This window comes from Streptomyces sp. NPDC052109 (assembly GCF_040680195.1).
Lineage (GTDB): Bacteria > Actinomycetota > Actinomycetes > Streptomycetales > Streptomycetaceae > Streptomyces.
Window position 1 is genome coordinate 374,227 of record NZ_JBFAWF010000006.1, and the last position, 12,871, is coordinate 387,097.

Genomic DNA, 12,871 nt, shown 5'->3' on the forward strand with positions numbered 1-12,871 from the left:
CTTCGCGTAGTCGGCACCCGGAGACGCGCCCAGCCGCGGGGCGGTCCCGGCTACGGACGGCCTGTCACCTCGGGCACGTTGTAGCCCTCGGCCTTCAGCCCCGGTCGCGCCGCGTGCGCGCGGTCGGGCCAGGACACGGTGACCGTCCGCGACTCGCCGGGCAGCAGCCACAGGTAGTTGTCGCCGTACTCGGCGGGCAGGACCCGGTGCCCGGAATTCGTGTCCACCAGGGACAGGCGCACCATCGCCGCCACCGACGAACCCCGGTTGGTCACCTCGGCCGTCAGTTCGTGCCGCCCGCCGGGCCGGCCCCGCGAGCCGGTGACGTCCACCGAGACCCTGGTCTGCCGCGTCTCGTTCAGCGCCTGCATGGCCTCCGGTGCCCCGTACCGCCAGTACGTGTTCTCCGTGAGTGTCTTCCCGTCCTCGTCCGTGAGCCGCAGGCGCAGCAGGTACAGGCCGGGCAGGGAGCGCTTCGGGTCGGCGGTGAACGCGCTCGCCGTCGCGGACGCGGCCACGTCGACGGTCGCCTTCTGCTCGCCGGCCACCTGGCGGCCGTCCAGGTCGTACCAGCGGGCGGTCACCGTGGCCCCGCGAATGGCGCGCGGGGTGTGGTTGACGGCGATGACCTGCCCGTCGACCGGGCTCGCCTGCACGTGCACGGGCTCGGAGGCCTTGCGGGAGCCGTAGTAGGCGCCGTTGACGTCGAAGTCGTAGTCGTAGGTCTGCCAGACCGTGCTGTACCAGGCCGGGTGGGACATCCACAGCAGCAGGGCGCTCGCGTCGTCCCAGAGTCTGGCGTTCCACGCCTCGAACATGGCGCGGTGGTTCTCGTAGTTCAGGAACTGCGCTTTGCGGCAGAAGTCGTCCAGGTCCTTCGCGGTGCCGAGCCGGGACTCGATGGCCGCGCGGTAGTTCTGCGGGGCCTGGTTCCCCCTGGTGCTCCAGTCGTGGTAGTACCAGGCGCCGCCGACGGGCCACTCGGGCTCGTCACCGACCAGGCGGCGCACGGTCTCCGCCGTGGAGACCACGGGCATGCCGATCTCGGTGTGGAAGCCGTAGTCCTTGCTGCCGTACGTCGAGGCGGAGAAGTACTGCTCCGGCTCCACCCAGCCGTAGGGGCCGCCGCCGGTGACGATGCCGTCGGCCGAGTTGTTCTGGTAGAGGGCGCCGGGCGCCCCGGAGCGGACCGCGTCGCGCATGCCGTCGTCGATCGCGGCGGGCGGATTGCCCTCGTTGGCCCCGCACCACACCGCGACGCTCGGGTGGATGCGGTAGCGGAGCACGACGTCGCGCGCCGTGCTGTTGAACGCGTCGTGGTCCGGGGGGTCCATGCCCCACGCGTTCGGGAAGTCGTTCCACACCAGGATGCCGTGCTCGTCGCAACTGGCGTAGAACTCCTCGCGGTTGCTGCTGCCCACCCAGTTGCGGATCATCGTGAAGTTCATGTCGCGGTGCATCCGCACCGCCGTGTCCATCCGCTCGGCCGGCATCCGGCGCAGCAACTCGTCCCAGCCCCAGTTGCCGCCCCGGCAGAACACCCGCACGCCGTTGACGCTGATCTTCAGCGGCGCGATGGAGTTGTCGACCGACTTGACGTCCTTCCAGTCGGTGCCGCTGTCGGAGACCTGGATGGTGTACGTCCGCGCGTACGCCTGCTCCCAGGTGATCGCCACCCGGTCGAACCGCTCCGGGGCGCCGAGATCGAAACGGATCCAGCCGTCGTCCTCGTAGACCGAGGTCCAGCGGGTGTCGACGTCGCCGTCCACCGCGTTGCCGGCGACCGTGCCCTCGCCCTCGGAGGAGGCCGTGGCGGGCTTGTGCAGCGCCAGGTTGAGGCCCGGTCTGGCACTGTCCACGACGGCCAGGTCCCACATGGAGAAGCCCCAGCCGGTGGCGCGGGTCCGGCAGAACACCCGTAGGTACCGCGCGGTGACCGCGTCGAACTCGACGTCCTGCATGCTCGCCGAGCCGGAGGTGTTGAACGGCAGCGGCGCGGCGGCGTTGTCCACGGCCTTCACGTCGGTCCAGGCGGAGCCGTCGTCGGAGACCTGCACCGTGTACGTCTTCGCGTACGCCTGCTCCCAGTCGATCGCGATCCGGTCGAAGGAGAGCGGGGAGCCGAGGTCGACCTGGACCCACTGCTCGTCGTCGAAGGAGGACGACCAGCGGGTGTCGCCGTTGCCGTCGGTGACGTTGCCCGCATCGTGCGACGGGTCGTCGACGGAGGACGCGGTGGCCTCCCTGCCCAGGGCGAGGTCGTCGCCGGGCGTGGAGCCGTTCAGGACCGACAGGTTCCACATGGAGAAGCCCCACTGGGTGGCGCGGGTGTGGCACAGGACTCGGACGTACCGGGCCTTCTGCCGGGCGAAGTCCACGGTCTGCGTGAAGATGTCGCTGCTCCACCGGAACGTCATCGGCACCGCGCCGTACTCGTAGCCGAACTGGCGTATGCCGAAGCGGGTGGTGCGGCGGTCGCTCTCCCGGCCGTCCACGGAGGCGGTCAGCGTGAGGTCGTGCAGGTTCGGCTCGCCGTAGCCGTTGGGCCACCACAGCTCGGGGTCGCGCAGGCGCAACTGCGGGAAGTCGGCGGGGGCGAAGGTGACGTCGGTGCTCCTGCCGCCGGGCACCGTCACGGTCCGGGTGACCTCGACCGCGCCGAACGCGGCGGTGACGGTGACCCGCCTGTCGGCGGAGTCGGCGTTGCGCACCGGGACCACGACGGTCAGCTCGGCGGTGCGGGTGTCGGGCAGGCCGGGCAGCAGCGTGTCCACGCGCGGGTCGCCGATGACGGCGGCGCCGGTGGAGCGCAGCCGCACGTGGTTCCAGATGCCGGCCGCGCGGTCGCGCACCGCGGGCATCCAGTCCCAGCCCGAGGAGGCCAGGTAGGTGGGGGAGTTGCGGTTCATCATGGTGGCGCCCGCGTCCACGAACGCGAGACCGGCCGGACCCTTGTCGGTGGGGCTGCCGGGGAACGGCATCGGGGTGATCTTCACCGCCAGCGCCTGTCCGCCGGACGCCAGCAGCTCGGTGACGTCGTAGGAGGCACGGGAGAACGGGTTGGTGAAGGAGCCGACCTCGGTGCCGTTGAACCAGACCTCGGCGTTGTGGTTGACGCCGTCGAACTCCAGCCAGACGTGCCGTCCCGCACCGGTCCGCAGACCCCTGGGCAGGGCGAACTCGCGCCGGTACCACCAGGAGTGCCGGGACAGCGCCTCGGGCACGTGCAGGTTGTTGAACCCGGCCACCGGGTCGGGCAGATGACCCTGGTCCACCAGCGAGGTCAGCACCGTGCCGGGGACGGTCGCCGGGAGCCAGCGGCTCGTGTCGTGCTGGGTGCGGGACAGCGCGGCGCCGTCGGCGCCGGCCCAGTCGTCCATCGTCAGGTCCCAGCCGGACTCCAGCGGGACGGTGCCGTCGGCGGCCTGCCGCAGCGGCTGGGGGTGCCGCTCGCGCACGCCCCAGTCGGTCCAGCCGGTGACCTCGGGCCGCCGGGTGCGGCAGGTGCCGTACACCTGGAGGCCGTTGAGGCCGAGCGGGTTGGAGTTGGAGCGCTTGGTGACCGTCATGCGCACCCAGCGCGCGCTGACCGCCTTCGGCAGGGCGATCTCCGTCTCGCCGCCCTTGCCGGAGTCCGTGCGGTACACCGCCGTCCAGGACCTGCCGTCGTGCGAGGTCTCGATGACGAAGGCCACCGCACAACTGGACAGGATCTCCTGGCCGGTGGTGTTGTCGCGCGGGCTGCCGGTCGGGGAGTCCTCGAAGGGCGGGTCGTCGGAGGTCGCCTCGAACACCAGTCGCAGCGAGGAGACTTCGCACAGCGCCTGGAGGTCCACCTTGATCCACTGCGGGTCGCCCGCCGCCGCGCGCCAGCCGCTGCCCTTAACGCCGCGCACCGCGAGGCCGTCCACGGCGAACTCGGCGGGCGTCGGCGCGTAGTCGGTCGAGGACACCGAAACCGGCCGGTACGCCGCGAGTTCGGCCGGGCGAGCGGCCCGGTCGGGGTGTCCGGATCCGGCCGTGGCAGCGGAGGCGAGCGGGCCCATGCCGAGACCGAACCCGGCCAGCAGGGTGGACCCCGCCGACAGTACGGTCCGACGGGAGGGCGGAGAGGGCTGATCCGACATGAACAAGGCTCCGATCAGGGAGGACCGAGGGGCGACGGGTCGGTGGACCAGGAGGGGATGACAACGTTGCCAGGGCCGTTGACAACGTTGCCGAACACTGCCGCCGGGGGTTCTGGCTGTCAAGAGGCCGGCCAGGCTTCGGCCTTGTTTCTCGTAAATTAGGAATAATTATTGACAGCGTTTCGGTCGGGCGTCACAGTCTTCGCCGTGACGCCGTAGGCCCCCGCTCCCGCGCGGCCCGCGTCACGCATCCCGCGTCCCAACCTCTGGGAGAGGCACGTGACTTCACGCCCGCCCGTACACGATCACCGAGTCCGGTGCGCCCGGACCGCGCTCGCCGCGGCCACGGCGGTGGCCCTGGCCGCCACCGTGACACCCTCCGCCCACGCGGCCCCGGCCGTGGACCAGGGCGCGCCCGACTACTACGACAGCGGTCTCGCGCCCACGCCCTACATGGGTTGGAACACCTACTACGGCCTCGGCGCGCCCACCGAGAAGGAGGTGCGCTCGGTGGCGGACAAGCTGGTCAGCAGCGGTCTGCGGGAAAGCGGCTACGACATCGTGTGGCTGGACGGCGGCTGGCAGGCCGACAACCCCCGTGACGCGCAGGGGCGGTTGGCCGCCAGCCCCGAGCGCTTCCCGTCCGGCATCCCGGCGCTCGTCGACTACCTGCACAAGCGCGGCCTGCGGGCCGGTATCTACACCGACGCCGGCACCTACGACGGCGGCAAGAGCTGTGGTCTCGGCAGCCGGGGCCACTACGAGCAGGACGCCGAGCAGTTCGCCGGATGGAAGATCGACGCCATCAAGGTCGACTTCCTGTGCGGCATCTCCGAGAAGCTCGATCCGGGCCCGGCCTTCAAGGAGTTCAGCGACGCGGTCGCCAAGTCCGGCCGCAGGATGCTGCTGAACCTGTGCAACCCGCTCACCGACGACTGGGGCCTGCCCCACACCCCGGAGCAGGACGCGCACAACACCTACGCCTACGCGCCGACCATCGCGGACTCCTGGCGCACCGGCACCGACATCGCCTGGGGCACCCCGAGCCCCGGTCAGTGGCCCAACGTCCTGCGCAACATGGACGCCAACGCCTGGCACCCCGAGGCCCAAGGTCCCGGCCACTACAACGACCCCGACTACCTGATCCCGACGCGCCGCATGTCGGACGGCACCCTGGAACTGACCGAGGAGGAGTCCACCACCCAGTTCGTCATGTGGGCGGAGATGGGCTCCCCGCTGGTCCTCGGCTCCGATCCGCGCACGCTGTCGCCGTCGATGCTCGCCACCCTGCGCAACCCGGAGATCATCGGCGTCGACCAGGACCGCCTCGGCGTCCAGGGCGTTCGCGTGGCCACCGACGCGACCGGCGACGTCTACAGCAAGGTGCTCTCCGGGAGCGGCCGCCGCGCGGTCGTCCTGCTCAACCGCTCCGACCGGGCGGCCGAGCGCACCGTGAAGTTCTCCGACGCCGCCCTCGGCGGCCGGGTGAAGGTCCGCGACCTTCGGGCCCGCGCCGACCGGGGCACGCACACCGGGTCGTACACCGTCACCGTTCCCGCGCACGGCACCGCCTTCCTCCGGCTCACGGGTGAGGACGCGCTGCCCGGCAAGAGTCTCGGCGTGCCCGCCACCGCGAGCCCGGCCGCCGTCCGCACCGGCTCGGCGCTGAGCACCTTCGTGCGCGGCCCGCGCGGCACCCTGCTCCAGCAGACCTCCGAGAGCAAGGGCAACCGCGTCCGTGATCTCGGCGGCCCGGTCGGCGGGGGCATCCTCGGCCAGCCCGCCGTCCACGCCTCGGACGGCGGCCGGATCGACGTCTTCGTGCGCGGCGCCGACTCCCGCGTCTACCGGCGCGCCTACGTCGGCGGTCGCTGGAGCGGCTGGCAGAGCCTGGGCGGCGAGGTGGCCGACGCCCCGAGTGTCGCCTTCACCGACCCCGCGCACTGGACGCTGTTCGCCACCGGCGCGGACGGCCAGGTCGTCCAGCGGGGTGCGAGCACCGGCTGGACCTCGCTCGGCACGCCCGGCGGCCGCCCGGCGTACGGCAGGCCGTCGGCGGCCGTCGACTCCGAGGGCCGCGTCCACGTCGCGGTGCGCTCCGCCGCCGACGACATCTGGACCCGGTCACGCCCGGCGGGCGGCGCGTGGTCCGACTGGACCTCCGTCGGCGGTACGGTCAGCGGCAGCCCGACCCTCGTCGCCTCCGGCGGCAGCGTGCTGCTCTACGTCCGCGCCGGCGACTACACGCTCTGGCAGCAGCGGTACGACGCCGGCGCGTGGCAGGGCTGGAGCAAGCGCGAGGAGTTCCCGAGCGCCGCGTTCGACGGGTCCCTCGGCGCCGTCGCGGGCCCGGGCGGCACGGTCGACGCGGTCTACCGCGGCGTCGACGGCACGGTCCACCGCACTCAGTTCAAATAAATTAGTAATTAATCTTGACGTGGTGTGAGTGCCACGCGAATCTTGATTCGCCGCGACGGGGCCGCGCCCGGCCCCTGGCCGTACGGCCCCGTCGCGTGAATCCACAGGGAGCCCTTCATGACGAACCTTCAGACGAGCCGTCGGCGTTTCCTCGCCGGACTCGGTGCCACCGGGACGGCGGCTCTGCTCAGCGGCTGTGTCACCTCCACCTCCGACGCCAAGTCCCCTGCCACGGGCCCGGTGACCCTCCAGTCGAACCTCTCCGCGCCGCAGGCCAAGGCCGCGATGGAGGACCTGGCCGCCGCCTACGCCAAGAAGGGATCCGAGCGCGTCAGCCTCAACACCGTCGCCGCCGAGACCTTCCGCACCCAGCTTCCCACGTACCTCACGTCCGCCAACCCGCCGGACGTCTACACGTGGTACCCCGGCTCGGTCGCCGACGCCTACGCCAAGAAGGACCTGCTGCTCGACCTCGATGACGTCTGGGCGTCCTCGCCCGACCTCAAGCGCTACCCCAGGGCGCTGAACTCGCTGTGCACCTCCAGCTCCGGCAAGAAGGTGTTCGTGCCGTCCACCTACTACTGGTGGGGGATGTTCTACCGGAAGTCAAACTTCGCCAAGTGGGGCGTCCAGGAGCCCAAGACGTGGGACGAGTTCCTCGGCCTGTGCGACAAACTCAAGTCGAAGGGCGTCGCCCCCATCGGCCTCGGTGCCGGCGGCAACACAGCCTGGGTCGCCTCCGCCTGGTTCGACTACCTGAACATCCGCGTCAACGGCGCCGACTACCACCGCAAGTTGCTCGCCGGCAAGCACCGCTTCGACGACCCCGAGGTGCGCAAGGTCTTCGACCGCTGGACCGAGGTCCTGCCCTACTTCGACCCCAACGGCACCGCCGTCGCCTTCCAGGACGCCACCACCGCGCTGCTCAACGGCCGCTCCGGCATGATGCTCATCGGTACCTTCTTCGCCGACGCCGCGCCCAAGGACGCCCTGGACGACATCGACTTCTTCCGCTTCCCGGTCATCGACCCCAAGGTCCCGCTCGCCGAAGAGGCCCCCACCGACGGCTACTTCGCCAGCGCCCGCAGCGGACGGGTCAAGCAGGTCGGCGACCTGATGAAGTACCTCGCCACCGCCGAGGCCCAGGAGATCTACATCAAGGGCTCCTCCGGCACCGTCCTGCCCTGCAACCCCGACGCGAAGGACGCCGGCACGCCCCTGGTGAAGAAGGGTCGCGCGCACATCGAGTCCGCCGCCGAGGTCACGCAGTTCTTCAACCGGGACTCCAGCGACGCCCTCCAGCCCACGGCCGACACCGCGCTCACCAAGTTCATCGCCAAGCCCAAGGACGTCGGCTCCATCCTCACCACCTGGCAGCGCGACGCCCAGAAGATCTGGAGTGCCTGAGGTGGCAGTGCTCACCACGCCGCGCAAGGCCCCGCCGGTCACACCGTCCAGCGGCGGGCGCGGCCGGGGACCCGTCCGCCGTACCCCGCCGCTCGTCCTCGCGTTCGTCCTCATACCCCTGCTCGCCGAGGCCCTGTGGGTGTTCTGGCCCGCCCTCCAGGGCTTCTACCTCGCCCTCACCTCCTGGGACGGCGTCTCCCCGCCCCGGTTCGTCGGTCTCGGCAACTTCCAGGAGATGGTGCACGACGAGGTCTTCCGGACCGCCGCGCTCGACACCGTCCTGTGGCTGCTGCTGTTCGGCGGACTGTCCGCGATCCTCGGCCTCGCCGCCGCCCTGCTGCTCCAGCAGGAACGCCGCGGCGTCGGCTTCTACCGCGCCGCCCTCTTCCTGCCCGTCGTCTTCTCCCTGGTGGCGACCGCCCTCGTCTGGCAGGCGATCTACCAGCCCGACGGCGTGCTCAACCAGGTCCTCCAGGGCGTCGGCCTCGGCAGCCTCCGCCACGCCTGGCTCGCGGACCAGGACACCGCCCTGTACGCGGTGATCGTGCCTGCCCTGTGGCGGCAGATCGGCTACGTCATGGTGCTCTACCTGGCCGGCCTCAAGGGCATCGACCCCTCCCTGTACGAGGCGGCCAAGATGGACGGCGCCGGAGGCCTGCAGCGCTTCCGGCACGTGACGCTCCCGCAGCTCCGCAGCGTCAACGCCGTCGTGCTGTCGGTCATCGTCATCGACTCGCTGCGCTCCTTCGACGTCGTCTGGTCGCTCACCCGAGGCGGCCCCTACCACTCGTCCGAACTGCTGAGCACCTACATGTACTCCACAGCCTTCCAGTCCCTGCGGCTCGGCTACGGCTCCGCGCTCGCCGTCGTCATCTTCCTGCTGGCCTTCGGCGTCATCTGCTCCTACCTCGTCCGCGCGTTCCGGGAGGCCGACTGATGTCCGCCAACTCGACCGCCCTGAGGCGCAGGCGGGCGGCGACCGCCGGATTCCACCTCGGATCCGGACTGCTGGCCGTGCTCTGGCTGCTGCCCATCGTGCTGGTCCTCGTCACCAGCCTGCGCTCGTTCGACGACATCGCCGCAAACGGGCTCGGCAGCCTCCCGCACTCCTTCACCCTCGGCAACTTCCGCCAGGCCTGGGTCGACGGCGGCCAGCAGCGCGCCCTCGTCAACAGCCTGATCGTCACCGTCCCCTGCGTGCTGATCACCCTCGCGCTCGCCGCCATGGCCGCGTTCGCCCTCAGCCGCTACGAGATGCCGCTGCGCCGCACCCTGCTGCTGCTCATGCTCGGCGGCAACCTGCTGCCACCGCAGATCCTGCTGATCCCGGTGTCCAAGCTCAGCGAGATCATGGGCATCTACGACACCCTGCCCGCCCTCATCGGCGTGCAGATCGGCTTCGGCGTCGGTTTCTACGTCTTCGTCCTTCACGGGTTCATGCGGGCCATCCCGCACGAGATCCAGCAGGCCGCCGTCGTCGACGGCGCCGGCCCCTGGCAGATCTTCTGGCGGATCATCCTCCCGCTCACCCGCCCCGCGCTCGCCGCCCTCGGCGCGCTCGCCTTCACCTGGATCTTCAACGACCTCCTCTGGGCCATCACCGTCCTGCGCAGCGACACGAAGATGCCCATCACGGCCGCCCTGATCGGCCTGCAGGGGCAGTACGTTTCCATGTGGAACGTGATCGCGGCCGGATCCGTCATCGCCGCCGCCCCCACGGTGGCCGTGTTCCTGCGGTTCCAGCGCCACTTCGTGGCCGGCCTCAACCTCGGAGCGGTGAAATGACCTCCTACGAGCGCTGGACCCTGCGCACCGAGCGCACCAGCTACACGGTACGGCTCTCCCCGGACGGCCCCTGGGCGGAACTCGACGCCTGGGGACCCCTGGGCGCGGAGGACGGCCCGTCCGCCCTCGACTGGTCGCGACGCACCCACTTCATCACCCCGGCCGACGCCGCCCCCGCCGAGTACCTGCCGCAGGGCCAGCGCCCCTTCACCGGCGCCGACCTCGTCGTCGGGCACTCCGGGGACCAGCGGGGCGTGTGGTGGGAGTTCGCGGGGGCCGAACAGGACGCGGACGGCCTGCGCCTGGCGTTCACCGACGACGTCGCCGGACTGCGCACCACCCTGTGCTACGCCCTCGTGCCCGGCACCGACGTCGTCCTGCGCTGGACCGAGCTGACCTGCACCGGCGACGGCGAACTCCGCCTGGAACGCCTCGACTCCGGGGCGATCACCGTGCCCGTGACCGACGGCGCCCGGCTCACCTACCTCTCCGGACAGTGGTCACAGGAGTTCACGCACACGCAACTCCACCTCAGGCACGGCACATTCACCATGGGCAGCACCCAGAGCGTGCCCGGCCACGCCTACGCCCCCTGTCTCGCCGTCCAGGACGCGGCCCTGCCCGACGACGGCACCGCCCCGACCTACGGCATCGCCCTGGAGTGGCCCGGCAACTGGCACATCACCGCCGAGGCCGAACCCGGCGGTGCCGTCCGCGTCCGCGCCGGCCGCGTCCCGCACGAGGGGGCCGTCTTCCTCCGGCCCGGCGAGACCCTCACCACCCCGCGCCTGGCCTGCGCGTTCAGCCCCGAGGGGCGCGACGGTCTCGCCCGCGTCTGGCACCGCTACGAGCGGCACCTCGCCGGCGACCGCCTGGCCCGCACCCGCAAGGTCCTCTACAACTCCTGGGAGGCCACCGGCTTCGACGTCGACGCGGCCGACCAGCTCGAACTCGCCAAGGTGGCCGCCGAGATCGGCGCCGAACTGTTCGTCGTGGACGACGGCTGGTTCACCGGCCGCGCCGACGACACCGGCGGCCTCGGCGACTGGTACCCCGACCCGGCGGGGTTCCCGCAGGGCTTCGGCCGGTTCGCGGAGGACGTGCGCGCCCTCGGCCTCGGCGTCGGACTGTGGGTCGAACCGGAGGCCATCAGCCCGAACAGCCGCCTGTACGCCGAACACCCCGACTGGGTCTACCGTGTCCAGGACCGCCCGGGCCGCCTGGTCCGCAACCAGCTCCTGCTCGACCTCGGCCGCACCGATGTGCAGGACTTCGTGATCGGCACCCTCGACCGGCTGCTCACCGAGTACCCGGTCGAGTACCTCAAGTGGGACATGAACCGGCCGCCCACCGAGCGCGGCCGGCCCGGCGCCGGACCCGCCGACCGGCTCGACCTGGACGCCGGACACGTCGCCGGCTACCTTCGCGTCCTGGACCACCTGCGCACCGCCCACCCGCACGTCACCGTCGAGGGCTGCGCCGGCGGCGGCGGACGCATCGAGCACGCCACCCTGGCCCGCACCGACGTGGTCTGGCCCAGCGACAACACCGCGCCCCTGGACCGGCTCGCCATCCAGTACGGCTTCCTGCACGCGCACGCCCCGCACGTGATGAGCTCCTGGGTCACCGACTCGCCCGGCGTGTTCGACCCCCGGCCCCGCTCCCTCGCCTTCCGGTTCGTGCTGGCGATGTGCGGCGTCCTCGGCATCGGCGCCGACCTGCGCTCCTGGAACCCGGAACAGCGCGCCGAGGCCGCCCGCTGGATCGGCCGCTACAAGGAGATCCGGGACGTCGTCCACCACGGTGAGACCCGCCTGCTCGGCACCCCCGAGGACCCGACCTGCGGCGTCCAGTACAACGAGACCGACGGCCGGCGCACCGTCGTCGCCGCGTTCAGCACCGGCGCCCTCGACGGCGCGCCGCTGCTGCCCGGCCGCCCCGCCCGGCTCCGGTTGCGCGGACTCGACCCGGCCGCCGCCTACCGCGACGAGGAGACCGGCACCGACTACAGCGGCGCCCACCTGCTGCACTACGGTCTGCCGTTCGCCTGGACCGCCGGCCACGACGCCCGGCTCGTCGTACTGACCCGCGGCTAGGCCCGAGGCCGCCCGGCCGAACCCCCATCACCCACGAAGGAGCCGAACCCCACGATGGACCAGCCCGCACGACGGTACGGTGCACGCTTCGCCGGCCGCACAGCCGTGGTGACCGGAGCCGCCTCCGGCATCGGAGCGGCCACCGCCGAACGCCTCGCGCAGGAGGGAGCCGCCGTCGTGCTCGCCGACATCGCGGACGAGCGGGGCGAGGCCGTGGCCGAACGCATCACCAAGGGCGGCGGCCGGGCCGCCTACGTCCACGCCGACGTCTCCAGCGAGGACGACTGGACCCGCGTCGTCGACGCGGCCCACGCCTTCGGCTCGGTCGACGTCCTGGTCTCCAACGCCTACACCGTCGACGTCCGCCCCGCCCACGAGATGACGCCCGAGTCCTGGCGGCGCCAGCTCGACGTCAACCTCACCGGAGGCTTCCTCGGCTTTCGCGCCGTCCTGCCCGACCTGCGCGAGCGCCGGGGTGCCGTCGTGCTGACCTCGTCCGTGCACGCCCACAAGGGCATCCCCGGCCACCCCGCCTACGCGGCCACCAAGGGCGCGCTGCTCTCCCTGTGCGGGCAGCTCGCCGTCGAGTACGGCCCCGAGGTCCGCGTCAACGCCGTCGTACCGGGCCCCATCCTGACCGCCGCCTGGGACCGGGTCTCCGAGGCCGACCGCGAGCGCAGCGTCGCCGAGACCGCCGCCGGCCGTTTCGGCACCCCCGAGGAGGTGGCCGCCGCCATCGCCTTCCTCAGCGCCGACGAGGCCGGCTACATCACCGGCTCCCACCTCCTCGTGGACGGCGGCTGGAGCGTCGTCAAGTCCTCCGCGTGAGCACCACCGACCGCCCGCGAACCAAGAAAGGCTCTACGACATGACGCCCTACGCCCGCCGCGGCGTCCACGGCCAGACCGTGGAGGCACTGGCGCGCCGCATCCTGGGCGGTGGGATCCCCGAGGGGGCCACGCTCGACCTGGTGGCGCTGCAGAGTGAACTCGACGTCAGCCTCACCGCCCTGCGCGAGTCCCTGAAGGTGCTCGCCGC

General features: G+C 71.7%; 7 protein-coding genes and 1 pseudogene. 7 read left to right on the forward strand and 1 reads right to left on the reverse strand.

Translation table 11 applies throughout. The features are described from left to right. Positions 1–50: 50 nt before the first annotated feature. Positions 51–4,127: a discoidin domain-containing protein gene (locus AB0L59_RS16455; protein ID WP_365583541.1), complete on the reverse strand. Its 4,077-nt coding sequence runs from the start codon at positions 4,125–4,127 to the stop codon at positions 51–53. 279 nt (positions 4,128–4,406) lie between these two features. Between AB0L59_RS16455 and AB0L59_RS16460 the strand changes: the two genes are divergently transcribed. The 7 genes and pseudogenes from AB0L59_RS16460 to AB0L59_RS16490 form a co-directional block, all read left to right on the forward strand. Next, positions 4,407–6,545 carry a glycoside hydrolase family 27 protein gene (locus tag AB0L59_RS16460; protein WP_365583544.1) on the forward strand — a complete coding sequence of 713 codons (2,139 nt, stop codon included), beginning with the start codon at positions 4,407–4,409 and terminating at the stop codon, positions 6,543–6,545. Between the two features lie 117 nt (positions 6,546–6,662). After that, positions 6,663–7,952, forward strand: a complete 1,290-nt coding sequence (locus AB0L59_RS16465; RefSeq protein ID WP_365583546.1) for an ABC transporter substrate-binding protein — start codon at positions 6,663–6,665, stop codon at positions 7,950–7,952. A 1-nt stretch (position 7,953) separates the two neighbouring features. Continuing rightward, positions 7,954–8,889, forward strand: a complete 936-nt coding sequence (locus tag AB0L59_RS16470) for a sugar ABC transporter permease (RefSeq protein ID WP_365583601.1) — start codon at positions 7,954–7,956, stop codon at positions 8,887–8,889. Then, complete coding sequence (locus tag AB0L59_RS16475) at positions 8,889–9,737, forward strand: carbohydrate ABC transporter permease (RefSeq protein WP_365583548.1); 849 nt, start codon at positions 8,889–8,891, stop codon at positions 9,735–9,737. The genes AB0L59_RS16470 and AB0L59_RS16475 overlap by 1 nt, the downstream gene beginning before the upstream one ends. Continuing rightward, the gene (locus tag AB0L59_RS16480) at positions 9,734–11,833 is read left to right on the forward strand and encodes an alpha-galactosidase (protein WP_365583551.1); all 2,100 of its coding nucleotides are present in this window, start codon (positions 9,734–9,736) and stop codon (positions 11,831–11,833) included. The genes AB0L59_RS16475 and AB0L59_RS16480 overlap by 4 nt, the downstream gene beginning before the upstream one ends. 54 nt (positions 11,834–11,887) lie before the next feature. After that, entirely contained in the window at positions 11,888–12,661 is a 774-nt protein-coding gene (locus AB0L59_RS16485; protein WP_365583553.1) for a glucose 1-dehydrogenase, read from the forward strand. Between the two features lie 40 nt (positions 12,662–12,701). Beyond that, positions 12,702–12,871: pseudogene (locus AB0L59_RS16490) on the forward strand (GntR family transcriptional regulator); the annotation flags it as partial.

Excerpts from the sequence above, each read along its gene's own strand:
- AB0L59_RS16455 (WP_365583541.1), bottom strand. The coding sequence starts at position 4,127 with ATGTCGGATCAGCCCTCTCCGCCCTCCCGTCGGACCGTACTGTCGGCG.
- AB0L59_RS16465 (WP_365583546.1), top strand. The coding sequence starts at position 6,663 with ATGACGAACCTTCAGACGAGCCGTCGGCGTTTCCTCGCCGGACTCGGT.
- AB0L59_RS16475 (WP_365583548.1), top strand. The coding sequence starts at position 8,889 with ATGTCCGCCAACTCGACCGCCCTGAGGCGCAGGCGGGCGGCGACCGCC.
- AB0L59_RS16480 (WP_365583551.1), top strand. The coding sequence starts at position 9,734 with ATGACCTCCTACGAGCGCTGGACCCTGCGCACCGAGCGCACCAGCTAC.
- AB0L59_RS16485 (WP_365583553.1), top strand. The coding sequence starts at position 11,888 with ATGGACCAGCCCGCACGACGGTACGGTGCACGCTTCGCCGGCCGCACA.